Consider the following 23,364-nt stretch of genomic DNA (forward strand, 5'->3'; position numbering starts at 1 on the left):
GTTGGTGTTGCGAGTGTTGCAACGCAAAAAAAGAGGAGTGAATCATGTTGAAGAAATATGCTGTATTTTCATCGGTTATATTGTCAGCTATCTTTTATGTTCACGCTGAAGCGACTGCGGCTTATCGTCAGGCAACGTACATTTATCAAGAAAAACAGAGAAATGATCCGTTTCAGCCCTTTCTTGCCGACAATGCCAACACACCAGTTGACGTGCCAGTGGAACCGTCAGGGCAGCGAGGCGGTTTGTCTCTTGAACCGGGTCAGCTCAAGCTGACGGCAGTCATCTTCACGCCTGCTGACCGGAAGGCGGTGGCTGAAGATATGACCGGAAAAGGATATTTTTTATCTGAAGGCCTGCCAATTGGCAAATATGGCACGGTGCAAAAAATTGAAACTGGACAGGTGGTGATCGGAGAAAGCTGGCGCACCACATCAGGCAGGTTGGTCAGCAAAGAAACGGTCATGCGTTTGAAAACAGAGGGGGAATGATAACATGCCGCACAATGTCCTGTCAGCAGGTTCAATATATCGTGAAGTTAGCCGAGTATGCTGTCTTTCAGCCGCTGCGGCAGCTTTTTTGCTGCTGCATATGCCGTCTGCCGCGACAGCACAAAATGCTGGAGGCGCGGTGGCGGCTTCTGGCAATAACGTGCAACAGGCTGCGCCGACACAGCAGCCGCCTGCTGCTGTGCAAAAAAATAGCATAAGCAAGCTGACTGCGGAGCAGGATGGGAAAAATTTAAAAATAAGCATTTTCTGCGCCAAGCCGCCGGAGCAGACTTCGTATGAGCTGCCGGACAGAAAAGGCATAGTTATAGACATTACTAATGCGGAATTAAGCAAACCAGCAGCGGAATTAAGTGCGCCGCTGGCGAAATTCAAAGTGAAAGTGGGCGGCATAGACAAACCGGATGCCGGAGCAAGTCCGTTGCATTTTGAATTTTATCTGCCGGAATCGTATGCGTCGTACAATGTCAGCATCAAAGACAACAGCATTGTTCTTATAGTTGAAGGTTTTTTTAAAGATACTTCGGCACCAGCTGCAACAGACACTGCCCCGGTTTCTATTCCTGCTGTCCCGCTGCCTTCTGTCGGAGGCAAGGATGATGGAAAGAAAAATACGGCGGAAACATCAGGTGGAAAATCTATTGAAGTGCCCCTGCCGACGGTTACGCCGACAATCAAAGCTGCCGGGGGGGCTGCTGCTCCGGGCGGCAACCCTGTTGCCGGAGCCTCGCTGTTCGGTGGAACAGGCGGCGCGCCGATTACAGTTGATTTTTATAAAGTTGACCTGCACAATGTATTCCGCCTGCTCGGTGAGGTCAGCGGCTATAATATCATCATTGCCGAAGGCGTGTCTGGCACGTTGACCTTGGCTTTACGCGAAGTGCCATGGGATTTCGTTCTTGATGTCATCCTGAATCTGAAGGATTTGGCTAAAGAACAGCGGTTCAACACCATTGTTATTTATCCAAAAGGTAAGGACTTCGCTTGGCCGCAGCGGTCAGCGGCAGACACTGCACTTACTATTGAGCCGGAAGGCGGCGGTAAAAAAAGCCCTATCGTGATTGCGCAAGGCGGGGGGAGCGAGCAAACTCAGCCGCCTGAAGTCATGGAGGCTAAAAAACTGGTGACACTGGGCATCAGAGCGGAAAAAGAAGGCAGCATTGAGACTGCTGTGCAGCTTTATGAGAAAGGACTAGACATTTGGCCGGACAAGACTGAAAGCAAGGAAAAAAGCAAGCTGGCAAATAAAATCGCTTCGATTTATCTTGGCAAGCTCAATCAAAATGCCAAAGCGGTGTATTATGCCAAGAAAGCCCTTGCCTCTGATAAAAAGAACAGCAGCGCGGCGTTGAATGCGGCTATTGGTCATGCTAATATGGAAGAGGCCAGTCAAGCGCAGCAATATTTTGATCAAAGCATCAGTGTCGGTCAGCCAAGTCGTGAAGCTTTGTTCAGTTATGCGGTGTTCAGCGAACGGCAGCGGCAGTATGAGGCTGCCCTGAAGCTGCTGAACAAGTACAGCGATCTGTACGGAGAAGATTTAAATTCTATGATCGCCCGCGCCCGTATTCTTGATCAGCAGGGACGGCAGGACGAAGCGGACAAAGCATATACGGCGATTCTTCATGCCGGCTTCAGTGTGCCCCAAGATCTGCGGGCATATATCATGAGCAGGACTCGTTCTCACTAAACTCATTCATGAAACGTGCTATGAATATTCATACAGGCCGCCGTCTGCCAATTCGTCTTGCAGTAGCTGCTGTTCTGCCGCTTCTCCTTTGTTCATGTCTGGAGCAAAACAGCAAAAAGCCTGATGCCCCTAAAGCTGAGGCGGCTTCAGAAATGCCGCAGCAGCATCGCACGATCATTGAGCCTTCTTTGCTGCCCGATCGGTTCCGTCAGACTGGCTACATGATCAGCGAGGAGCGGAGCGCGGGCAAAAAGGAAAAAGACGGAGGTGCCGCTGATTTGGAAGCTCTCCAGCTCAAGGTTGGTTCCAACATTACCACCACGCAGCCCATCCCGCTGCGGGAGGCGATGAAGGCTATCGTCAGAACCAAGAATATGAGCTTGAGCTGGGCGCCTGATGTTGACCAAGAGCTGTTGGTTGATATTGATGTCCGGTCCAATGACAATTTTTACGAAGCAATCGACAATATTCTGCGCCAGCTTGATTATTTCCAAGAAGTAGAAGGTTCAACTTTGGTCATCAAATATCGTGAGACCAAGCAGTATCATATTGCTATGCCCTTTGTCAAACAGGATTATAAAACTGCAACCGGTTCCACTTCAGGAGCCATCTCCAGCAGTGACAACAAATTTGATATTTGGGAGAATATCCAGAAGAATATTGACAGTATCATAAAAACATGGACGGCGACCGTCGCTACTCCTGAAGTAAAAAAAGAACCTGAAAAGCAGGCAGATAAGAAAGGGACAGCGGCTGCGGAAAAGAAAGACGAAGCTGCGCCTGCACCGGTTGCCCGCCGGGTTTCAGCCACCGATTCAACGTACACCATTGACAAACCAGTCGGTCTGATTACTGTTAATGCGCCAAAGTCGCTTCAGAAAAGAATTGATAGCTATCTTGCCAACTTGGAGAAGGAGCTGTACAAGCAGATTATCATTGAGGCCAAGATTATTGAAGTGGCCCTTAATGACAGTTCCTCGCTGGGCATCAACTGGAATATGCTGCTGCAAGGCTTGAGCTTGGATGGTGTACGTTACGGCAAAACAAAGTCCTACAATCGGAGCAACGGTGAAGATAGCGGAACAAACTCATCGGCAAATTTCTCTGATACAACCACGGATTCAACAACGAATACTAACTCAACAACAGGCTCAACAACTAACTCAACAACAGGCTCAACAACTAACTCAACAACAGGCTCAACAACTAATAGCAATAATTTGACAGCAACCACAAACAATGCTAACGGGACTAACATTAATAATGTTAGAGTTACTGGAGACAAGCCTAGTACTACTAATACCGCTACCGTCACCGGTAACAACAAGTATGATGCTACGGGAGTAGGTATAGCTGAAAGCATAGCTGGAAGTGCTACTGGAAGCACTGATGGAAGTACATATGGAAGTGCTGATGGATCTAATAGTTCCAGTGTAAATTCTGTTACTCGTAGTATAAGCAATACGCTGACGCAGGGTGCAACTGCAGCAACATTCATCACCACTGGCAGCTCAATGGCGGAAGGTTTTGCAACAGGAGCGACGCTGTTAGGTTTCAATTTCACCTCGTTCATCAAGGCATTGCAGGGTCAGGGACAGACCTCAATCCTCTCAAATCCGAAGATTAGTGTCATGAATGGGCAACCCGCTCTGATTTCTGTCGGCAGAAATGTGACGTACATTAAGGACATCAAGAGCGACACTTCAGGCGCATCCGGTGCAATGTCCACGACAGTGACCACAGCCGACATTCTTTCCGGCATTGGTTTAGCTTTATCCGCTGTTATAAAGAAGGATAATGAAATCGTCATGAACTTGGTGCCGATCACGTCCGAGCTTTCTGAGCCAATTGAATATGTTGAAGTTGGCCAAGGCAACAAAATCGGCCTGCCAGTGGTCAACAAGCGCGAGATGAGCACGATGGTCAAGATCAAAGACGGCTCAATGCTGGTGGTCGGCGGCTTGATCAGTGAGGTTGACAGCAAGAGCGGCGAGTTCCTTCCTGGTGCCAGGAATCTTCCGTATCTGAAATATCTCTTCGGTTACGAGGAAAAAAGCAGGAAGAAACGCGAGCTGATCATTCTGCTGCGCCCGCGCATCATCAATTGAATAAACGGAGCCTTCACACTCTTTTAATATGGGAGCAACCATGAGTCTGCTGAAATTTGTATCCGCAGGGGTACTGCTGACAGGACTGCTGGCCGGCTGCGGCAAGACTACGGTCGAGACCGTGATGGCCCCGGACGAATATTCCGACAACAGCGGCAAAGGAAGAACAGCAGTCGTCCTGCCTTTTGCTGACTACAGCGAGGGCGACAGCATTGCCTCTGCCTTCCGCCGTCATTTGCTGGTTACAGAATCGCTGACCAACAGCTTGGTCAGCCGTGGTTTTGGCGCACCAGTGCCGGAAGATGTCTTTCAGTACTTAGTTGAGCAGAAAATCATCAATACCGCCTCGTATGGCGGCGGAGCTGAAACGAGTTCTTCCTCCTTGGCCAGCGAGCTGGATGACCCGGATTGGTCTGATATCATGAAGAGCAAGCTGACTGAGTACATGCACATGCAGCAGGCCTATCAGGCTGGAAAAAGGAACATAGCTGCTGACGGTCCCGGCACCCACGGGCTGACAGATCAGGAAGTGGTGAAAATTGGCCGGAGGTTTGGCGCGGATTATGTCGTCCGGGGCAGAATACTGGAATTCCGCACCCGCCAGGAACACACTTGGGATCCGCGCAAACGCGGCCTGCTGCCGTTTGTCATCGGCTCGACCAGCCGCATGGCCTTTGGTTTCGCCGACTCAGCGCAGTACGACAACTTGGGCAATATGATAGCTGGCGGCGCATGGGGCGCAGCCGTTGGCAGCCAAGCGGGCTGGCCGTGGGATGCTGACGACTCGAAAGGATTCTTTGGCATCAGCGGCGGCAAAGGCGCAAACACCATCGCTTGGTCGATGCTGGGCGGAGCAATTGGCAGCGGCATGGCTGAACATGGAGGCCGGGTGGATCAAGCTGTGGTGCGGCTGCGCATTTGGGTGCAGAATGCCTATGATGCCCAGGTGATCTGGACGAATCAGGTTGAAGTGCGGGTTGCGCCGGAATCTGTCTTGGCCGACAACCAATACGACGACCTTTTTGACCAAGCTCTGCGGAAAGCGACCAGCTCGCTGATGAACGACTTTGTGGAAACCGGCCTGAAGCGGTAGTTCAGGCCGGAACAGCAGACATCGCTCCCGGACAGACAGCCTCTGTCCGGGAATTTTTTTTAGGCATCCTTCTTCTGCGCCCGCTGCTCGTACAGGGCGACAAAGTTGATCGGCTCCATCAGGAAGGGCATGAAACCGCCATCCACCGCAAGTTGCGAAGCAACCTGCCGGGTGAACGGAAAGAGCATCAGCGGGCAGTCAACGGCCAGCACACGCTGGATATGCTCTGCCGGAATATTTTTGAGCAGGAAAACCGCCGCATGTTCCAGCTCAATCACAAACATCACGGAGTCGTTCGCCTTCTGATTCAGCACCTTGGCCGTGACAGAGATAGAAACCTCGTAATGGTCTTCATCCACCTGCCGGTTGCCCAAGCGCAGATTGAAATCCACTTTGGCCTCCTGCTCCTGCGGCAGAAAGACCTGCGGGGCGTTGGGATTTTCAAAAGAAAGGTCTTTCAGATACATCTTCTGCATCCGAAAAACTGGAACTTCCTGCTGGTTCACCTTATTTTCGTCTGACATATACGCCTCTGGTGTTGATTGCGGAAAAAATAGTTCTGTCCGGTTCAATAAACCATTGACCGCAGACGAACTCAAGATATTTTTGCGGCAGCGGGCCGGATGAGGCGGCGAGTTGACAGGGCAGCCGTCCGCGCTTACTGTATGGCGGATGAACTCCCTTGATTTCTCCGATCCAAGCGGCTGGACAGACGAAGAGGCAGAAACTGCCGATCCTTGGGTGCTGGCGGCGAAAGCGGATCCGGGCGGCCTGCGTGACTGCTCGCTGGTGTTGAGCGCAATGGGGATTGCCCATCAGGCTGACCGGCGAACAGGGGCACTTCTGGTGCGCCGGAGCAGGAGCAGGCAGGCGATGACGGAATTGCGGGCCTTCCGCGAGGAAAACCGTGACTGGCCGCCGCCGGAGCTGCCTGCGCCGCCTTTTGTCCGCAGCAGCGGCTGGCCGACCCTGCTCCTGCTTGGCGGCCTGATTGTGCTTCATGCGGCCAGCGGCCCGTGGCACGATGACAGCCCTTGGTTTAATAAGGCCGGAGCACTGAACAGTCAAGCCGTCATGGAACAGGGGCAGTGGTGGCGGCTGCTCACCGCGCTCACCCTTCATGCCGATCTGGGTCATTTGGTCGGCAACTGCGTGATCGGCGGGGTGATGGCCCAGCTGCTGTGCAAGCTCCTTGGTTCGGGCACCGCGTGGCTGGCCATGCTGCTCACCGCCGCTTTCGCCAACTTTCTCAACATCGCCCTGCGCACAGAACCACATTATTCTGTCGGCTTTTCCACGGCGGTTTTTTCCGCTATCGGCATTTTCTGCGGACGGCAGATCATGGGCGGAGCTTTTGTCCGCCAGCTGCTCCTGCCGCTGGGCGCAGGAATCGGCCTGCTGGCCATGCTCGGCGCAGGCAATGAAGGCGGGCGCACCGATCTTGGCGCACATCTTTTCGGCCTTGCCTGCGGACTGGGCAGCGGTTTTGTTCTGCGCCTCGCCAAGCTCGATCAGCAGGGCCGTCATGCCCTGACACAGCGGCTGCTTTTGGCTGCCGCCGTGGCGCTGCTGGCCGGGTCTTGGCTGCAAGCATTCTGAAAATGCTTGTAACGCAGGCCGACACCGATTTAAATAGACCGAACCTGTCTCTCTCAACCCAACAAGCCTGTCATGCCCATGAACACCCCGCCCCCTTGGGGCAAAAAGAAGAAGCCGGTCGGGCCGGAAGAATTTTTAGCTGATCTGATTCAAAAAATCCGCGATCATTTCGAGGAGCAAAAGAACAAGGAGCGTGGGGGCGGAGAACCGCCGCCGCAGGACAGCAGCAAGCCCGACAAAGAACGGAATCTTTTTGCTGCCGCAGGTAAAATCGCGGCGGTCGTGGCGGCGCTTATTCTGCTGCGCGGCATTTTTTCCTCCTTTTACACGATCAATCCCGGCGAGCAGGGCATAGTCCTCCGCTTCGGCAAATATGCCCGCACCGCCGGGCCAGGGCTGAACTTCAAGATTCCCTACATGGAAGACATGATCCGGGTTGACGTGGAGAACGTGCGTAAAGAGGAGTTCGGCCTGCGGAAAACGGCCAAATCGAATAGCGACGAGAGCGAATCGCTGATGCTCACCGGCGACAAAAATGTGATAGAAGTAGCCTGGACTGTTCAGTACAAGGTTGGCGATCCAGTTAAATTTCTCTTCAAAATCAGTGATGTCAAGCAAGCCGTCCGCGACAATTCGGAAACCGTGATCCGGCGCATAGTCGGCAATATGGACTTCGATTACGTGCTTGGAAACCGGGCGATGCTGGCTCGAATAGCCCGCCAAGAACTCCAGCGCGATCTCAACAGGCTGGAAGATGGTATTGATAAATCAGAAGAAAAACATGGTGTTGAGATAGTCACCTTGCAGCTCTTGGACATCACCCCGACCGACGAGGTCAAACCGGCCTTCAATGAAGTCAACGAGGCTGATCAGGATATGAAACGGCTGGTTAATGAGGCCGAAGAGCAATATAACCGGGTTATTCCCAAAGCACGCGGCTCGGCCAAGCAGCTTGTTGAGGAGGCGCATGGCTACGCGGTGCAGCGGCTGAATGATGCCAAAGGCGAGACAGCCCGCTTCAAGGCCATTGCTGCTGAATACGAGAAGGCTAAGGAAGTCACCCGGCAGCGTATGTATCTTGAAACTATGCAAACCGTCCTGCCGCAGGTGAAGCAATTGTATGTCATGGACAAGCCGGTGCTGCCCTTCCTCAATCTGAACGCCGCAGGCGGCAGCGTCTCGCCAGCATTCCTCAGCCCGGCGCAGGAGAACCAAAGCAAATGAGCAAAATTGACAAACCGCAGCTCCTCAACGGGCTGCGCCTGTTTCTGCTGGCCGTCGGCATTCTTATGCTGCTGGACGGATTCTATGTGCTGCCTGAAGGCAAGCAGGCGGTGATTACCCAGTTCGGCGCACCGGTCGGCAACCCGGTCACTGCGGCGGGGCTGAAAATCAAAATGCCGTTTTTGCAGCGGGTGCAGCTTTTTGAAAAGCGGATTCTGATTTGGGACGGAGACCCTAATCAGATACCGACCAACGACAAGACCTTCATCTACATGGATAATACCGCCCGCTGGCGGATTAAGGACGCGCTGCTCTTTCTGCAGGCCGCAGGCGATGAAGCCCGTGCCCAAAGTCTGCTCAACGACATCATCAACGGCGCGGTGCGGGACATGGTCAACCAGAATGACCTGATTGAGATCATCCGCTCCTCGGATTGGAGTCCTGAATATGTGGTGGAGACCTCCTCAGCCAGCGATTTGACCAAGCCGCCGAAAAAGGGCCGGGATGCCATCAGCAGACTGGTGCTGGCGCAGGCTTCTAAAGACGCGCTCAAATATGGCATTGAGCTGATTGATGTGATGTTCAAGCGGGTCAACTACATAGACTCTGTGCGGGCGACAGTGTACACCCGGATGATTTCGGAGCGGAAACGGATTGCCGCCGAAAAACGTTCCTTAGGTGAAGGCCGCAAGGCGGAGATACTCGGCAAAATTGAGCGCGAACTAAAAGAAATCACCTCTGAGGCCCAGCGGGCGGCCACCGAAATCCGGGGTAAAGCGGACGCGGATGCGGCCCGGCTGTACGGTGAGACCTACAGCGGCCACGCCGAGTTCTATTCCTTCCAGAAGAGCCTGGAGAGCTACCAGAGCATCCTCGGCAGCAAGACCACGCTGGTGCTCTCGCCGGATGCCGAGCTGTTCAAACATCTCCAGTCGCCGTCAGCCCGATAGGACATTTCGGCCTCTTGTGCAACCGGTAGGGGCGAAAGATTTTTCGCCCCTGCTGCTGAACGGAGGGGCAGTCATGCAAGAAGTCTTTTTTTCAACCCAACTGAGGGGGAAACGTCATGAGTTCATGCAAAAGCTCCTGCGGCAGCAAAAGCAGCTCCGGCTGCGGTTCCAGCTCCGCCCAGCTCAACGCCGCCAGCGCGCATCTGGCCCAGCAGGACATCGCCATCACCAAGTCGCTCGGCAAGATCAAACATAAAATTTTGGTCATGAGCGGCAAGGGCGGCGTGGGCAAGTCCACTGTGGCTGTCAATCTGGCTTTGGGTCTGGCCGAGCGCGGCCACAAGGTCGGCCTGATGGACGTTGACCTGCACGGCCCGGATGTCTGCCGGATGCTCAATCTCACCGGCAGCTTAGAGACGATGCAGAGCGGCGCGGACGGCCTGGTGCCGCCGCTGCTCTACAACGGCAAGCTGAAGGTGGTCTCGCTGGAGTACATGATGAAGGACCGCGACGAGGCCATCATCTGGCGCGGCCCGCTGAAGATTCAGGCCATCCGCCAGTTTGTCGCCGACATGGCTTGGGGCGAGCTGGACTACCTGATCGTTGACGCGCCTCCGGGCACCGGCGACGAGCCGCTTTCCGTGGCCCAGACCATGCCCAACGTGCAGGCTGTGGTGGTCACCACGCCGCAGGAGGTGGCTTTGGCCGACGTGCGCAAGTCGCTCAACTTCTGCCGCACGGTGAAAATGCCGGTGGCAGGCGTGGTCGAGAACATGTCCGGCTTTGTCTGCCCGCACTGCGGCGAGACGGTTGACATCTTCGGAACCGGCGGCGGCGAGAAGACCGCCCGCGACTTTGATCTGCCCTTCCTAGGCCGGGTGCCGATGGATCCCCGCGTGGTCATGGGCGGCGACAGTGGCACGCCCTATCTCTCATCGAACGCCGACAGTCCGGCAGTGAAGGCGTTTGCCGCCGTGATCAGCGCGGTGGAGCAGCGGCTGCCGGTCAAAGGCGATCTGCGGCTGAACATGGCAGGCTCTTCCGCCGCGTGCGGCTGCGGCTGCGGCGAGAGCTGCGCCCCGGAGAAAAGCTCCACCTGCGCCTGCTGAAACGCCCGCCGGTCAGGAGCGGCCCTGCTCCTGACCTCATCTTTTGAAAATTCTCCGTTCTTCACTCACCATGAAAATCCAGCAACTGATCGTCGGGATGATGGATGTCTGCTGCTACATTGTCTCCTGCGCGAAAACCGGCAAGGCCGCCGTGATTGACTGCGGCGGCGACGTGGACAAGGTGCTCGCCGCCTGCAAAAAAGAAGGGCTTAAGGTGATCTACATCATCTCCACCCACGGCCATCCTGACCATGTCTGCGGCAACGGGCCGCTCAAGCAGGCCACCGGGGCGCAGATCGTCATGCACCGGGCCGACGCGGACTTCTTCAGCACTGAGGAGGCGCGGAGCTACTTCTCCATGCTCGGCCTGCCGGAGTCCCCGCCCGCTGACCTGCTGGTCGAGGACGGCGACCTGATCCGCATCGGCGAGGAAACGCTGACGGTGATTCACACCCCCGGCCACACGCCGGGCGGCATGTGCCTTTACAACGCCCCGAACTGCTTCAGCGGCGACACCCTCTTTGCCGGCGGGGTGGGGCGCACTGACTTTCCCGGCGGCTCGATGCGCGAGCTGTCAGAGTCCATCAGCGAGCGGCTGCTGACCCTGCCGCCGGAAACCACAGTCTGGCCGGGCCACGGCTACGGCGGCTCCAAATCCACCATCGGCAGAGAGGCAAGGAGCAATCCCTATCTCTGATTGAGGGCGCAATCAGCTTTGCCGTTTCAATCTGCGGGCATACATGGCTGCTTCCATACCGGCAATGCAGCCTTCACCCACGGCCTTGGCCATCTGGTAGGGTGCGCCGGTGATATCTCCGGCAGCATACACGCCGGGAATGTTGGTTTCCTGCCGCCGGTTCACTTCAATATGCTTGAATTGCTCCACATCCATCTGCACACCAAGCTGGGCCGCAAGCTGGAGCGCACCTTTTGAGCCAAGTTCAATGAACACGCCCTCAGTCTTGATCTCGTCGCCATTGTCCAGCCGCACTGCCTCAACCCCGTTTTCGCCGCCCACGATTTCCTGCACCCGGCGGCCTGCCAGCAGCTCAACCTTGCTCTCGTGCAGCCTGCGAAGCAGTTCATCAGAAACCTTCAGCTCCGCCGCTGCGAGATAGACTTTGCTGGCGTAATCAAGCAAGGTCAATGCGCCGTCCGCCGCCGCGCTGTGATTGCCAGCGACCAGCACCGTCGCGCCACGGAAAAAATTGGCATCGCAGTCCACGCAATAGCTCACGCCCCGGCCGGTGAACTCGCTTTCGCCCGGCACACCCAGCTTGGTTTTCGCCATGCCCATCGCCAGAATCAGGGCGCGGCAGAGCCTGACTCCGCCGCCCTCGGTTTCCGCCGCAAAAAGGCCGTCCTCCTGCTGACTGATTTTCAGCAAATCTTCCGAGGCGATTTCTGCACCAAACCGCTGCGCCTGAGTCAGTCCGGCCTCCAGCAGCAGCCTGCCTTCAGTCACGCCGTCAATGCAGGCGTAATTCTCCACATGTGCCGAATACAGCGCACTGCTTGCGATCCGGCCCAGCAGCAGCACCCGCGTTTTTTTCCGGGCAGCATGAATGGCCGCCTGAATGCCTGCCGGGCCTGCGCCGACAATGATCACATCATAAAGTGAATCCGACATCAAAACCTCCCTTGCCTTTCTGGATGACTTTCTTATATTCTGAGTCCGGCAGATGGCCAGGAACAAGGCTGCTCCATCTGCCGGTGAAGTGCTGCGTGAACTTCAGTTGAGGGTCGACAGGTTATGCAGAACCCGTTATAATTGTAAGGGAACGTTTTTTCTCTCTGCCTTCCCTCTTTGCCAGCTCCCGCCCAAAGACCCCGGCTGCCGCGCAGCCAGCCGGAGACGGCGGGCTGCGTGTCCGGTCGCAGGGATTGCAGAATCAATTCAACCTATTGCCGTTGCAGGAGTGCATTTGTGAATTTTTCGGTTTTCAGCATGATGGCCCATGCCAGCCTGCTTGTCAAGCTGGTCATGCTTATCCTGCTTTTTTTCTCTGTGGTCTCATGGTGGATCATCATCTCGAAACAGCTGCTTTTTTCTCGCTCCCGCAAGGCCTCCGAAGAATTTCTTGCTGATTTCTGGGAATCCAAAACCCTGAACAATGCCTACGAATCCGCCAAAGCCTCGACACTCAGCCCAGAAGCGGCAGTTTTTGTCTCTGGTTTCAATGAGCTGCGCAAAATCAGCGCAGTGCGCGGCAGCCAAGTCGCTGAAAATCAGGAGACCATCCAGATGAAACTGGCGGTGATGGACAACCTGAAACGGGCGGTGCGCAAGGCCCAGCTCATCGAGACTGAACGGCTGGAACGCTCCCTTGCTTTTCTTGCCACCACCGGCAGCGCAACGCCCTTCATCGGGCTGTTCGGCACAGTTTGGGGCATTTTGGTTTCATTTCAAGAAATTGGCGCACGGGGCGGTGCTTCGCTGGCCGTTGTTGCGCCAGGCATTTCCGAAGCATTAGTTGCCACTGCCGCCGGTCTTGCGGTGGCCATTCCAGCAGTCGTCTTCTATAACTTTTACGCCAACAAAGTTGCGGATTTTCAATCCGATCTGGAGAATTTCTCTTTTGACTTTCTCAATCTGATTGAACGCGATATGCTGACAAGAAAATAAAAGCGGACATTCGGGAACGACAATGGGCATGGGTTCCATAGGCGGCAAAGGCCGCAAATCGCTGGCAGCGGAGATCAACGTGACTCCGCTGGTGGATGTGATGCTGGTGCTGCTGATCATTTTCATGGTCACGGCACCGATGATGACGCAGGGAATTGACATCAATCTGCCAAAAACCACAGGGCAATCGCTTCAGCAGGACGAAGAACCGCTGGCAGTGGTGGTCAACAGCGCAGGACAAATATTTCTTGGCAAAAACACTGCGCCGTTGACAGCTTCCGCGTTGCGGCATGAGCTGGAAAAGTTACCGCAGGAGCAGCGGAATGAGCCGATTTATCTTCAGGCAGATGAACATGTTGATTATGGCACAGTGGTGCAGATCATGGCCCAGATCAAGCAGGCCGGATTCGATAAACTGGGCATGGTGACAGAACGACCGGACGAGCAGCAAGGCGCAGGAGGCGGAGCGCAGCAATGAACGGAATAAATTACGATGAATGGCAGGCTTTTTTAGAGCGGCGGGGCAATCGGAGCGAATGGCAGTGGCCCCTTAATCTTGCCGTCGCCCTGCATCTGGCGATTTTTGGCGGCGCGGCAGCCTTGCAGCACATGGCAGGCAGCGGGCCGGGCTTTCGTTTGGACAACAAGGTCACGGTGAATTTTGTCAGTTTGTCTGGGCCGGGGCCGCTGCTTCCAGCGACCGCACCGACAGAGCCTGCGCCGCCGCAGAAGATTGCAGAGAAACCGTTGCCTGCGCCCGTGGAAATCAAAGCCCGGAGCGAGAAGAAAACTGCTGTCAAAACCACGCCGCCGCCACAACCTGTGGTGAAAGATGTTGTGGAAATTAAACCTGAACCGGTCAAGAAGGCGGTTGAAAAGGCTCCTGAGCCAAAGGTCGCAGAAGTTGCGCCGCCTCCTAAACCGCAAGCCCAGCCTGTAGTGAAAGAGGTTGCGGAAATCAAACCTGAGCCGGTCAAAAAAGCGGTCGAGAAAGTCCCTGAACCAAAAATCGTGGAAGCTGCGCCGCCCAAACCAGCTGCGCCTGCGCCAGCCGTCCATCCCGTGAAAAAGGATGTTGTTTCTCTGAATCCGGTGAAGCAGAAGGCTGCTCAGGAAAAAGAGGCGGCGGAAAAGGCGCAACTTGCTGAAGCGAAAAAACAGGAAGAGCTGGCCCGGATCGCGGAGGCAAAGAAAGTTGAAGCTGCAAAAGCGGCCAAGCTGGAGGCGGAGAAAAAAGCCGCTGAGGAAAAACGCATAGCTGAGGCGCAGGAACGCAAAGAAAAGGAAGCGAAGATCGCCGAGGCGCGGAAAGAGCGGGAACGGATTGCGGCTGAGGCAAGGAAAACTGCCCGGATTGAGGCCGAGAAAAAGGCTGCCGCCGCCGAAGCCCGGCAGAAAATTGCAGCGATGGAGCAGCGCAAGGCGTTAGCTACAGCCAAACGGATTGAGGATGAGGCGCAAACCGCCCGGCAGGCAGTGATTGCGGCCAGAGAAGAGCTGAAACGTGCGCTGCGGCAGAATGTCGCGGTCGGCGAGGCGGTGGCTGGCGGCTCAGGCAGCGGCACGAGCGGCGGCGGACTCGGCGGCTCGCGCAGTGCCGGTCGCGGAGTCGGTTCAGGCGACATCTTGGCCTTAAAGAGCTATGCCAGCTCGCTGAATGAAAAAATCAGCAGCCATTGGAAGGTGCCGGAAATGGTCAATGCCGACAAGAAGCTGAAAACGGTTGTGGCCTTGATTGTCAGCAAAAACGGCACGATTGAGGATATGAAGATCGAACAGCAGTCCGGCGACTCCCTGTTTGATCAGTCCGTGCTGAAAGCACTGCGCAGTGCCGCTCCGCTGCCCAATTTCCCGGCACTGCTCGACAAGCCGAAACTGGAATTTGCCTTGAATTTCACCCCGCAAGGGCTGACATTATAACTTTTCTCCTCTTCATCATGCAGACAATGAACCGGTTTTTCAGTTTCCGCGCCGCTCTTCCGCTGGCCCTGCTGCTCCTGCTGCTGACCGCTGTGCAGGCCAGCGCCGAGCGTATCCAGCTCGACATCTCCAATTCAGGAGTGCGCAAAGTGGCAGTGGCGGTGCCGCCTTTCACCGATGCTTCTGGCGGCGGGTCAGGCAAAGACATCTCCCGGCTGGTGATCAGCGGACTGGAATTTCACGGCTTTATCCAGATCATAGATCCGGCGCGCGGCAATACGGACGGCGCAGATTATACAGTGCAGGGCAAATATTCTACTGAGGGCGGGCAGATGACCATTGAGGCCAGCCTGCTGGACAACGCTGCGGGCAAGACTCTGCCGCCCCGGCAGTTCCGTGGCTCAGTGGCGGAGCAGGATGATCTTGCCCTGAAGCTGGTTGACGCGCTGGTCGAAGATTTCACCGGCGAGCCGGGCATCAGCCGCACCTCCATCGCCTTCATCTCCGACGGCACCGGCAGCAAGGAAGTGTATCTTGCCGATGTGCTGGGCCGCAATGTCCGCCAAGTCACTCGGCATAATCACCTCTGCGTTTCGCCGCGTTTCACTATTGACGGCAAAATGCTGGCGTATTCCTCCTACCATCGCGGCAACCAGAATCTTTATCTGACAGACCTCAGCCAGAACCGGATGACGAAGGCGATATCGCGGCGCGAGGGCATGAATCTGGCTCCGGCCTTTTCGCCGGATGGCAGGACAATGATCGTCACCCTGAGCCGGGACGGCAGCCCAGACCTCTACAGCATGGACATGCAGGGCAGCATTCTTGCCCGGCTGACCGAGCGGTCCGGCATCAACGTCTCTCCTTCTTTTTCGCCGGACGGCAAGTCTATTTGCTTTGTCTCTGACCGCAGCGGCAAACCGCAGGTCTATGTCATGGATTTGAGCAGCAGAAAAACCCGCCTGCTCACCTTGCAGGGCGAGGAGAACGTTGAGCCGTCATGGTCGCCCAAAGGCGACAGAATTGTGTACACCAGCCTGACCGCAGGGCATTATCATCTGTTCACTGTTCCGGTCGGCGGCGGTTCGCCAACCCGCCTGACCACAGGCTATGGTGATTACGAATCGCCGACATGGTCCCCGGACGGCAAACAAATCGCCTTTGCGCGGAAGCGGAACGGACAGATGGAAATTTGCGCCATTCATGCCAACGGCAAGGGTGAACGCACCCTGTTCCGGCTGCCCGGCAGTCAGTCTTATCCGCGCTGGTCGCCGCGCCGCAATTGATTTCACGCTTCGTATTTTTCTATTCTTCCATCAGAGAACGCTCATGAAAAGATTCAGCAATATGGCAGCAGCAGCCTGCGCTCTGCTGCTGCTCTGCCAGTGCGCCAGCCAAGATGAGGTGCGGCGGCTGAATTATCAGCTCCGCTCTATGAACCAGAAGGTGCAGACGGTTGAGTCGCAGACGGAGGAGAAACTCAAAAATGCCGAGGAAAAAGCGGCAGATCAGCGGCTCAAGGAGACCGCCAATGCGGCCAGCAAGCTTGAGGAGATGGCTGAAGAGGCCCGGCAGCTTCGTTCCGTGAATCAGGAAAACATTGAGCGCTTCAATCAGTACAAATCTGACACCGAAGACAAAATCGCGGCGTTGCAAACCGCGCTGGAGCAGATGAAGAATGAGAACACGCATCTGACTTCATCCAACCAAGAGCTGGTGCGCTCGCTCGAAAGCAGACTTGAGCAACTCAGCAACGGTCTTCAGCAGGCCAGCGAGGCGAAAGTGCATGAGGCTGCGCAACGAGCACGGGAAGCGGAGCAGCGGGCCAGAGAGGCGGCGGAGAAAGCGGCAGAGGCAAGAAAAAATGCCGACGTGGCAATGCGTTCGGCAGGCGAGGCGGACAAGACAGCCGCCAGCGGTCGCCCAGAAGGCGGTTTGACCGACATTGAACCAGCAGGCAGAAAGGTGCGGAAAAATCCTGTGCAAGAGCCGGAACAATCTTCGCCTGCGGATGAGGAAGAAGATGATTTTGCCCCTCCGCCCAAAAAACAGCCGGAAAAGACTCCGGCGGCTCCTGTAGCTGAAGAACCAAAGAAAACACCGCCTCCCGCCGCAGAGGAAGAGAAAGAGGATGGAGTTTTCGGCAAAGGCATGAGCAGCTTCAAAGAGAAGAGCTACAAAAAGGCCTATAAATCCTTTGAGCAGTATCTCTCCAGCAAGCCAGGCAGCAAGCAGGCGGCCAAGACGTTGTACTTGATGGGTGAATGTCTGTTCAATCAAGGCGAATATGATCTCGCCATCTTGGATTATCAAAAGGTGATCTCCAATTACAGCGGCGATCAGCATATTCCGGCAGCTCTGCTCCGTCAAGCGATGTCCTTTGAAAAGCTGACCGACAAAGAGACCGCCAAGATTATCTATGGCAAGCTGGTTTCTGAGCACTCGGACAGCCGCGAGGCCAAAGTGGCCAAAGAGCGGATGGAGAATCTGCGCAAGCCCTGATGTCCGACAAGCGGCGGCTTGATTTGCTGCTGACTGAGCGCGGCTTGGCTGCGGATATCGCCGAAGCCCGCGCTCTGATCGGGGCAGGGCAGGTGCTGGTCGGCACCCGTGCAGATTGCAAAGCCGGGACGCTGGTGGCCTTGGCCAGCGAGCTTCGTCTGAGAAAAGAAAAATCTCCCTATGTCAGCCGCAGCGGCGCGAAATTGGCGGGCGGGTTGAGGGATTTCAGCATTGACCCGTCTGGCTGGATTTGCGCTGATATTGGCTGTTCCACCGGCGGGTTTACTGACTGTCTTTTGCAGCAGGGCGCGGCGCGGGTCTATAGTGTGGATGTCGGCTACGGCCTGCTGGCTTGGAAATTGCGCCAAAACCCTCGGGTGGTGGTTTTGGAGCGCACCAACGCCCGGCTGCTCTCTGCAACGCAAATTCCCGATCCGCTGCATCTGGCGGTCATTGATGCCTCGTTCATCTCGCTTCAGCTCCTCCTGCCGCCGCTGCTGCCGCTGTTCAACGGGCCAGTCCGCATTGTCGCCTTGGTCAAACCGCAGTTCGAGCTGCCAAAAGAAAAGGTCGGGGCAGGCGGCATAGTCCGCGAGCCGCTGCTGCGCGAGGAGGCGCTGGCGGCAATCAGCCAGTTTGCTGCGGAAATAGGGCTGGCCTGCGTGGGCAGGGCGACCGCCGACATCTGCGGCTCAGGCGGCAATCAGGAATTTCTCTTGCATTTCACCTCAGCAGGATATATTTAAAAAAGGAGACAGAGCAATGAAGCACCGGACTTTGGCGGCGCAAGCAGGCATATTGCTGGCGACGCTGATGGCAGCGGCAGCAGTTTCAGCGGCTGAATTCGTGTCTGTGATCAAGGATGGGGTCAATGTCCGTTCAGGCCCGGACACTGCTGCGGAAATCAAATTTGAAGCGCCGGCCAATTATCCGCTTCAAGTGCTGGAGCGCAAAGGCGACTGGCTCAAAGTGAGTGATTTCGAAAATGAGCAGGGCTGGATTTCCGCCAAATTGGTGGCAACGCCTGCCGTGCACGTGATCGTCAAAAAGCAAGGCAAGGGCAACATCCGGGCTGAGGCCAGTGAAAAATCTCCGGTGGTTGGCACGGTGGCCCGCGAAGTGATCCTGAAAAAACAGGACCAGCAAGGCGACTGGCTCAAGGTCTCGCACCCGCAGCTGTCGTCCGGCTGGATTCACCGTGCGCTGGTCTGGCCCTGAAACCCAGCGGAGACATGATAGTTTATGCGAAAACGTATCAGCATCAAGGCACAGGGATGCCTTCTCATCTGTGCGGCCCTGCTGTGCGGCAGGGCCGGAGCCGCCGAGCTGCTTGGCTCCGCTGATCAGGATATCAAGAATAATTTCAATAAACTCATTGCCAGCAACGCCTGCAAGGGCTGCAACCTGCGTGGCGCGGTGCTCAACCGCCTCAACTTGGCCAACGCGGATTTGGAAGGGGCCGATCTCAGCGGGGCATGGCTGAACAGCAGCTCGCTTGCCGGAGCCAACCTCCGCCATGCGGTGCTGCGCGGCGCACGGCTGGGCGGCACGGACATCAGCAAGGCTGATCTGCTGGGAGCTGATCTGGAAGGAGCTGATTTCACTCCTGACACCGGCCTCCCGGCGGCGCAGGAAAAAAATCCTGGCCAGCAGGCTGCCGACTCCGCCCAGAACGCAGTCAACAGCGCGATAGACGAGCTGTTTGCGGGCCGCAGCCCGCAGTCAGATCAATCGACCAAGGCCGCCTCGCCGCCAGAGGAAATTTCGCTCATGGTGACACCGGCTGAACCTGCCGCGAACCGCCGGGATGTCGATAAAATACCGGTCATTCAGCATGGAAATCTTCTCCTTGAAGCGCAGCAAGCCCCTCCGCAGCCGAAGCCTGCTGATGAACGGGTGAACGAAATTGTCTTGCAGCAGATATGGCCTGATCCTGCCGCTGACCAAGCCGAGCAGCAAGCGCCGCCTGTTGCCGCGCCGTCCCAGCACTGATCGTGCAGTTTTTTCGTCAAGGACTGTTGACAAGCCTGCTTCGGTCAGCTATATTTTTTGTTTCTTTTGAACAATATTCATTTTTTGCAGGATTACAGCAAGGAGCTTTCATGGCAAATCACGCTTCAGCAGCAAAGCGGGACAGGCAGTCCAAAGTGCGCCGTCTGCGCAACCGCATGAACAAATCTAAAGTTCACACCGCCATCCGCCGTGTTGACGACGCGCTGGCCGCAGCAGGTGCGCAGGACGGCGTGCAGGAGGTGCTGAAAAAGGCTATGTCCGTCATTCACAAGACGGCTGGCAAGGGCACCCTCCACAAGAACACCGCCGCCCGCAAGATTTCCCGGCTGACCAAGCGGGTCAACCGGACTTTGGCCGCCGCCTGAACCGGCTGGTTGAGGAAGGGCTGTCGGCCACGGAAGCGTCCCGCTTCTGTGGCTTTTTCTTTTTCGCAGGACAGCAGTCATGTACACGCCTGATCTGGAAGCATTCGCGGCAATGACAGCAGCGGCGGGCTTGGTGCCGCTGCACCGCACGGTCATCGCTGATTTGGACACGCCGCTGACTATCTTCGCCAAAATCGCGGGCAAGGAGCGGCACGCCTTTCTTTTTGAATCCATGGAAGGCGGTGAAAAATGGGGCCGCTATTCCTTCATCGGCCTTGATCCGCTGCTGACTTTTCAGTCCAAAGGCGGCCAGATCAGCCTGACCCGCTGCGGCGCGGCTATTGAGCAGCGCGAGGGAGTCAATCCGCTGACCGAGCTGCGCGACATTCTCCGCTCGTTCAAAGCCAGCACTGCGTCGGGCCTGCCGCGTTTCTACGGCGGCTTGGTCGGCTTTCTCGGCTACGACATGATCCGCTTTATTGAGGATATTCCTGACCGCCACGCGCCGTCAGAAATCCCCGATTCCTCCTTCATGGTGCCGCGTCTGATGCTGATTCACGACTCAATCAGCCAGAAGCTGACCGTGGTCTGCAATGTCGTGCCGGAGGAGGGCAAGAATGCTGCGGCGTTATACCAAGAAGGCTGCGCCCGGATTGCGGCGGTGATCGCCAAGCTGCGGCAACCGCTGCCGGAAAGCTGCGCGGCTGCGGGCTGCGGACCGCACGAGTTCCGCTCCAACATGGACGAGCAGCAGTTCTGCCAGATGGTCGAGCGGGCCAAGGAGAACATCGCCGCTGGCGACATCATCCAAGTGGTGCTCTCGCAGCGGTTTCAGACGACAACCACGCTTGATCCCTTTCTGCTCTACCGCTCCCTGCGCCACGTCAATCCAAGTCCGTATCTCTTTTATTTCCGCTTGGATGAGCTGTGCCTGATCGGCTCCTCGCCGGAAATATTAGTGCGCCTTGAAAATGACGAGATTGAGCTGCGCCCGATTGCTGGCACCCGCAAGCGCGGCGCGAATGCCGATGAGGACAAAGCATTGGCGGCGGAGCTGCTTGCTGATCCCAAAGAGCGGGCCGAGCATCTGATGCTGGTGGATTTGGGCCGCAATGACACAGGCCGGGTCGCCGAGCACGGCACGGTCGAGGTGCGCGACCTGATGGTGGTCGAGCAGTACAGCCACGTCATGCACATCGTCTCCGGTGTGCACGGCAAACTGGCGGCAGGCAAAGATCAGTTCGACGTGCTGGCCGCCTGTTTTCCGGCAGGCACGGTCAGCGGCGCGCCGAAGATTCAGGCGATGAAGATCATTGACGAGCTGGAGCCGTCCCGGCGCGGCCCCTACGCGGGCGCGGTCGGTTATTTCGGTTTTTCCGGCAACATGGATTTCTGCATCGCCATCCGCACCTTTGTCATGCAGGGCAATCAGCTTTGGATTCAGGCCGGGGCAGGCATCGTCGCCGACTCGGTGCCGGAGAAGGAATTCGAGGAAACCGTCAACAAGGCCCGCGCCCTGCGCCGGGCTGTCGAACTCGCCGAACAGGGGCTGCTGCCGTGATCGTCATCATTGACAACTACGATTCGTTCACCTTCAACATCGTTCAGACCTTGGCCGCCGCGCCGCCAGACGCGCCGCAGGGCTGGCAGCCGCCGGAAATCCGGGTTTTCCGCAACGACAAAATCACAGTCGAGGAGATCGCGGCCATGCGGCCCGACCGCCTGCTGATCTCGCCTGGTCCCTGCACGCCGAAAGAAGCGGGCATTTCCATCGCCGCGATACAGCATTTCAGCGGCAAAATTCCTATTCTTGGGGTCTGTCTTGGTCATCAGTCCATCGGCGAGGCATTCGGCGGCAAAGTGCTCCGGGCAGGGCGGGTCATGCACGGCAAAACCAGCCCGATGTTCCACGACGGCAAGGGTGTGTTCACCGGCTTGGAGAATCCTTTCGAGGGGATGCGCTATCATTCGCTGGTGGTGCAGGAAAGCACGCTGCCTGACTGCCTTGAAGCCACCTGCCACACCGATCAGGGCGAGCTGATGGGCCTGCGCCACAAAACCTTGGCCGTGGAGGGCGTGCAGTTTCACCCCGAATCCATCATGACCAAGGCGGGGCTGAAGTTATTGCACAATTTTCTGCGGGCGGATTATCAAGAGATAATCAGATAAATTGAAATAAGGTACGGGCAATAGATTACAGAAAAATTTATTGCCTGTATTAATACAAAATAATAACGAGATATATTATGGATATAAAAGAATTGAAAGTGTACGTTGCTGGCATTATTGAAAACATCAAAAATAACGGCATTTACCCTAAGGAGAATAATTGTATTGATTATAAAAAAGAGCTTAATTGTAATCCTGAAAATGTAACCGAAGATTGCGTAGAAGTATTTTTAAAAAATTTCGCAAAAGATATACTGGCATTCTCTAACGCTGATGGCGGAGTAATTTTAATTGGAATTAAAGAAAATAAAAACACTGGAATTCACGAAGATATTGGATTGCAAGATAAGGATCTTAATTTTTTACAGAAAATAGACTTGAATGACGTTAGTCAGAGATTTGTAAAAATTGTAAAGACAGGGATTTCTATAGACTTGCAATTGTTTCAAATTGGCACTAGAAAATTTTACTATCTTTTGATACAGAAAAATAATCAAATTCTTGTGCCAATAAATGATTTTGTTGATTACAAGATAACAAAAGGGGCTATTTATTACAGGGATTCGGGAAAAACTGAACAAGCAAATAGTGACACATCTGAATTTAATCGGTTTATACAAATAAAAGCGAATGAAAAAAGCAAGGAGTTCATGGAGATATGGTCTAATCTCCTTCCAGAAATGGTTGATATAAATCCACGGGAAATTCTTATTTTAAATCCATTGAAAAATAAAATTTATGGATTTAACAGTAAAGATAAGAAGCTGTCTGAAAGTAGCGTGGAAATAGAAAAATCAGAAAATGGTATTTTTAATATTATTTTAAACGCTATAAGCGCAGGTGAAATTGGAAAGATTACAGATAATGAAGGAAAGCCAATCTATAAAATAATTGGAGAATTATATAGTGATAAGCAGCATATTCCGATCACCACATTACATAAACATACTGAAAAGATTGTTAGATATAAATTTACAAATCTGCAATTAAAAGCAGTTATTCATTATCCTGGATGGGTTGATAAAGCTAATTTTATTGTTGATAACCCACCAGAAGGTACCGTTAAAGGCGGATATGATAAATTTATTTGGATTGAGACAACAAATCAGTTGTCAAAAATAACTAAAATTTTCTTTTCTTCGGAAGCTATCGATGAGGTTGCAAAAATAATAGATGATGAAAGTTTGCATGAATCAATTTTCAAGAAAAAACTGTCTCCAAAGGGGGACTGATTTTTGACAATGAGCCTGCATAGGGAAGAAGCATAGTGCTTCTTGCAGTTCCAACACAATGGAGGGTTGTTCATGAACAAGGTGATGACTGGGCTGTTCCTGCTTGGCTGCGCAATGCTTTTTGCTGTGGCAAATCCTGCTGCAAGTTCCGCTGGCACTATCAGCAAGCCGGGCCGCATCTGCGGCACGATCAAAGGTTTGGGCTGCCCAACAGGCGAGTATTGCTTTTATAAAGGAAACAGATGCGGCATGGCT

Annotated in this window: 23 protein-coding genes; 21 read left to right on the top strand and 2 right to left on the bottom strand. The window is 54.9% G+C overall.

What is annotated here, in order from left to right:
• The first annotated feature begins 44 nt into the window (after positions 1 to 44).
• From ACNKH6_RS08450 to ACNKH6_RS08465, 4 genes are all read left to right on the top strand, one after another.
• A complete protein-coding gene (locus ACNKH6_RS08450; protein WP_417915115.1) occupies positions 45 to 491 on the top strand; it encodes a hypothetical protein in 447 nt (148 codons plus the stop codon).
• A gap of 88 nt (positions 492 to 579) precedes the next feature.
• Positions 580 to 2,199: a hypothetical protein gene (locus tag ACNKH6_RS08455; protein WP_417915116.1), complete on the top strand. Its 1,620-nt coding sequence runs from the start codon at positions 580 to 582 to the stop codon at positions 2,197 to 2,199.
• 20 nt (positions 2,200 to 2,219) lie between these two features.
• On the top strand, positions 2,220 to 4,307 hold the full coding sequence (locus ACNKH6_RS08460; RefSeq protein ID WP_417915117.1) for a hypothetical protein: 2,088 nt from the start codon (positions 2,220 to 2,222) through the stop codon (positions 4,305 to 4,307).
• 40 nt (positions 4,308 to 4,347) lie between these two features.
• Positions 4,348 to 5,400, top strand: coding sequence for a hypothetical protein (locus ACNKH6_RS08465; protein WP_417915118.1), 1,053 nt, complete (start codon positions 4,348 to 4,350; stop codon positions 5,398 to 5,400).
• 59 nt (positions 5,401 to 5,459) lie between these two features.
• Here the strand turns inward: ACNKH6_RS08465 and secB are convergent, their stop codons facing one another.
• Positions 5,460 to 5,924, bottom strand: coding sequence for a protein-export chaperone SecB (secB, locus tag ACNKH6_RS08470; protein WP_417915119.1), 465 nt, complete (start codon positions 5,922 to 5,924; stop codon positions 5,460 to 5,462).
• A gap of 112 nt (positions 5,925 to 6,036) precedes the next feature.
• Between secB and ACNKH6_RS08475 the strand changes: the two genes are divergently transcribed.
• From ACNKH6_RS08475 to ACNKH6_RS08495, 5 genes are all read left to right on the top strand, one after another.
• The gene (locus tag ACNKH6_RS08475; protein WP_417915120.1) at positions 6,037 to 6,999 is read left to right on the top strand and encodes a rhomboid family intramembrane serine protease; all 963 of its coding nucleotides are present in this window, start codon (positions 6,037 to 6,039) and stop codon (positions 6,997 to 6,999) included.
• Positions 7,000 to 7,077: 78 nt separating this feature from the next.
• Positions 7,078 to 8,223: an FtsH protease activity modulator HflK gene (gene hflK, locus ACNKH6_RS08480; protein WP_417915121.1), complete on the top strand. Its 1,146-nt coding sequence runs from the start codon at positions 7,078 to 7,080 to the stop codon at positions 8,221 to 8,223.
• A complete protein-coding gene (gene hflC, locus ACNKH6_RS08485) occupies positions 8,220 to 9,173 on the top strand; it encodes a protease modulator HflC (protein WP_417915122.1) in 954 nt (317 codons plus the stop codon). Before hflK ends, hflC begins: the two co-directional genes overlap by 4 nt.
• A gap of 116 nt (positions 9,174 to 9,289) precedes the next feature.
• A complete protein-coding gene (locus ACNKH6_RS08490; RefSeq protein ID WP_417915123.1) occupies positions 9,290 to 10,282 on the top strand; it encodes a P-loop NTPase in 993 nt (330 codons plus the stop codon).
• Positions 10,283 to 10,352: 70 nt separating this feature from the next.
• Positions 10,353 to 10,979 carry an MBL fold metallo-hydrolase gene (locus ACNKH6_RS08495; protein ID WP_417915124.1) on the top strand — a complete coding sequence of 209 codons (627 nt, stop codon included), beginning with the start codon at positions 10,353 to 10,355 and terminating at the stop codon, positions 10,977 to 10,979.
• 12 nt (positions 10,980 to 10,991) lie between these two features.
• Here ACNKH6_RS08495 and ACNKH6_RS08500 read toward each other — a convergent pair whose 3' ends face one another.
• Positions 10,992 to 11,912, bottom strand: a complete 921-nt coding sequence (locus ACNKH6_RS08500; RefSeq protein WP_417915125.1) for an NAD(P)/FAD-dependent oxidoreductase — start codon at positions 11,910 to 11,912, stop codon at positions 10,992 to 10,994.
• Positions 11,913 to 12,209: 297 nt separating this feature from the next.
• Here ACNKH6_RS08500 and tolQ point away from each other — a divergent pair, with 297 nt between their 5' ends.
• The 12 genes from tolQ to ACNKH6_RS08560 all read left to right on the top strand — a co-directional run bounded on the left by tolQ (position 12,210) and on the right by ACNKH6_RS08560 (position 23,109).
• Positions 12,210 to 12,908, top strand: a complete 699-nt coding sequence (gene tolQ / locus ACNKH6_RS08505; protein ID WP_417915126.1) for a protein TolQ — start codon at positions 12,210 to 12,212, stop codon at positions 12,906 to 12,908.
• A gap of 28 nt (positions 12,909 to 12,936) precedes the next feature.
• Positions 12,937 to 13,386 (top strand): protein TolR, encoded by a 450-nt coding sequence (gene tolR, locus ACNKH6_RS08510; protein ID WP_417915127.1) that lies wholly within the window; start codon positions 12,937 to 12,939, stop codon positions 13,384 to 13,386.
• Positions 13,383 to 14,828: a cell envelope integrity protein TolA gene (gene tolA / locus ACNKH6_RS08515; protein WP_417915128.1), complete on the top strand. Its 1,446-nt coding sequence runs from the start codon at positions 13,383 to 13,385 to the stop codon at positions 14,826 to 14,828. The genes tolR and tolA overlap by 4 nt, the downstream gene beginning before the upstream one ends.
• Before the next feature lie 26 nt (positions 14,829 to 14,854).
• On the top strand, positions 14,855 to 16,114 hold the full coding sequence (locus ACNKH6_RS08520; protein ID WP_417915129.1) for a protein TolB: 1,260 nt from the start codon (positions 14,855 to 14,857) through the stop codon (positions 16,112 to 16,114).
• A gap of 43 nt (positions 16,115 to 16,157) precedes the next feature.
• Entirely contained in the window at positions 16,158 to 17,330 is a 1,173-nt protein-coding gene (locus ACNKH6_RS08525; protein ID WP_417915130.1) for a tetratricopeptide repeat protein, read from the top strand.
• Complete coding sequence (locus ACNKH6_RS08530; protein ID WP_417915131.1) at positions 17,330 to 18,076, top strand: TlyA family RNA methyltransferase; 747 nt, start codon at positions 17,330 to 17,332, stop codon at positions 18,074 to 18,076. The genes ACNKH6_RS08525 and ACNKH6_RS08530 overlap by 1 nt, the downstream gene beginning before the upstream one ends.
• A 16-nt stretch (positions 18,077 to 18,092) precedes the next feature.
• The gene (locus tag ACNKH6_RS08535) at positions 18,093 to 18,548 is read left to right on the top strand and encodes an SH3 domain-containing protein (protein ID WP_417915132.1); all 456 of its coding nucleotides are present in this window, start codon (positions 18,093 to 18,095) and stop codon (positions 18,546 to 18,548) included.
• Positions 18,549 to 18,572: 24 nt separating this feature from the next.
• Positions 18,573 to 19,322, top strand: coding sequence for a pentapeptide repeat-containing protein (locus tag ACNKH6_RS08540; RefSeq protein ID WP_417915133.1), 750 nt, complete (start codon positions 18,573 to 18,575; stop codon positions 19,320 to 19,322).
• A 110-nt stretch (positions 19,323 to 19,432) separates the two neighbouring features.
• Entirely contained in the window at positions 19,433 to 19,708 is a 276-nt protein-coding gene (gene rpsT, locus ACNKH6_RS08545) for a 30S ribosomal protein S20 (protein WP_417915134.1), read from the top strand.
• A gap of 79 nt (positions 19,709 to 19,787) precedes the next feature.
• Complete coding sequence (gene trpE / locus ACNKH6_RS08550) at positions 19,788 to 21,269, top strand: anthranilate synthase component I (protein WP_417915135.1); 1,482 nt, start codon at positions 19,788 to 19,790, stop codon at positions 21,267 to 21,269.
• Complete coding sequence (locus ACNKH6_RS08555) at positions 21,266 to 21,877, top strand: anthranilate synthase component II (RefSeq protein WP_417915136.1); 612 nt, start codon at positions 21,266 to 21,268, stop codon at positions 21,875 to 21,877. Before trpE ends, ACNKH6_RS08555 begins: the two co-directional genes overlap by 4 nt.
• Positions 21,878 to 21,954: 77 nt before the next feature.
• On the top strand, positions 21,955 to 23,109 hold the full coding sequence (locus ACNKH6_RS08560) for an ATP-binding protein (protein WP_417915137.1): 1,155 nt from the start codon (positions 21,955 to 21,957) through the stop codon (positions 23,107 to 23,109).
• Positions 23,110 to 23,364 lie beyond the last annotated feature (255 nt).

Source organism: Candidatus Electronema sp. JM (assembly GCF_048287415.1).
GTDB lineage: Bacteria > Desulfobacterota > Desulfobulbia > Desulfobulbales > Desulfobulbaceae > Electronema.

What these genes read in the sequence shown, in the direction of transcription:
- ACNKH6_RS08460 (WP_417915117.1), top strand. Translation starts at nt 2,220, where the DNA reads ATGAATATTCATACAGGCCGCCGTCTGCCAATTCGTCTTGCAGTAGCT.
- tolR (WP_417915127.1), top strand. Translation starts at nt 12,937, where the DNA reads ATGGGTTCCATAGGCGGCAAAGGCCGCAAATCGCTGGCAGCGGAGATC.
- ACNKH6_RS08560 (WP_417915137.1), top strand. Translation starts at nt 21,955, where the DNA reads ATGGATATAAAAGAATTGAAAGTGTACGTTGCTGGCATTATTGAAAAC.
- ACNKH6_RS08530 (WP_417915131.1), top strand. Translation starts at nt 17,330, where the DNA reads ATGTCCGACAAGCGGCGGCTTGATTTGCTGCTGACTGAGCGCGGCTTG.
- rpsT (WP_417915134.1), top strand. Translation starts at nt 19,433, where the DNA reads ATGGCAAATCACGCTTCAGCAGCAAAGCGGGACAGGCAGTCCAAAGTG.
- ACNKH6_RS08490 (WP_417915123.1), top strand. Translation starts at nt 9,290, where the DNA reads ATGAGTTCATGCAAAAGCTCCTGCGGCAGCAAAAGCAGCTCCGGCTGC.
- ACNKH6_RS08500 (WP_417915125.1), bottom strand. Translation starts at nt 11,912, where the DNA reads ATGTCGGATTCACTTTATGATGTGATCATTGTCGGCGCAGGCCCGGCA.
- ACNKH6_RS08525 (WP_417915130.1), top strand. Translation starts at nt 16,158, where the DNA reads ATGAAAAGATTCAGCAATATGGCAGCAGCAGCCTGCGCTCTGCTGCTG.
- ACNKH6_RS08465 (WP_417915118.1), top strand. Translation starts at nt 4,348, where the DNA reads ATGAGTCTGCTGAAATTTGTATCCGCAGGGGTACTGCTGACAGGACTG.
- hflC (WP_417915122.1), top strand. Translation starts at nt 8,220, where the DNA reads ATGAGCAAAATTGACAAACCGCAGCTCCTCAACGGGCTGCGCCTGTTT.
- hflK (WP_417915121.1), top strand. Translation starts at nt 7,078, where the DNA reads ATGAACACCCCGCCCCCTTGGGGCAAAAAGAAGAAGCCGGTCGGGCCG.
- ACNKH6_RS08540 (WP_417915133.1), top strand. Translation starts at nt 18,573, where the DNA reads ATGCGAAAACGTATCAGCATCAAGGCACAGGGATGCCTTCTCATCTGT.
- ACNKH6_RS08535 (WP_417915132.1), top strand. Translation starts at nt 18,093, where the DNA reads ATGAAGCACCGGACTTTGGCGGCGCAAGCAGGCATATTGCTGGCGACG.
- secB (WP_417915119.1), bottom strand. Translation starts at nt 5,924, where the DNA reads ATGTCAGACGAAAATAAGGTGAACCAGCAGGAAGTTCCAGTTTTTCGG.
- trpE (WP_417915135.1), top strand. Translation starts at nt 19,788, where the DNA reads ATGTACACGCCTGATCTGGAAGCATTCGCGGCAATGACAGCAGCGGCG.
- ACNKH6_RS08495 (WP_417915124.1), top strand. Translation starts at nt 10,353, where the DNA reads ATGAAAATCCAGCAACTGATCGTCGGGATGATGGATGTCTGCTGCTAC.
- ACNKH6_RS08450 (WP_417915115.1), top strand. Translation starts at nt 45, where the DNA reads ATGTTGAAGAAATATGCTGTATTTTCATCGGTTATATTGTCAGCTATC.
- ACNKH6_RS08520 (WP_417915129.1), top strand. Translation starts at nt 14,855, where the DNA reads ATGAACCGGTTTTTCAGTTTCCGCGCCGCTCTTCCGCTGGCCCTGCTG.
- tolA (WP_417915128.1), top strand. Translation starts at nt 13,383, where the DNA reads ATGAACGGAATAAATTACGATGAATGGCAGGCTTTTTTAGAGCGGCGG.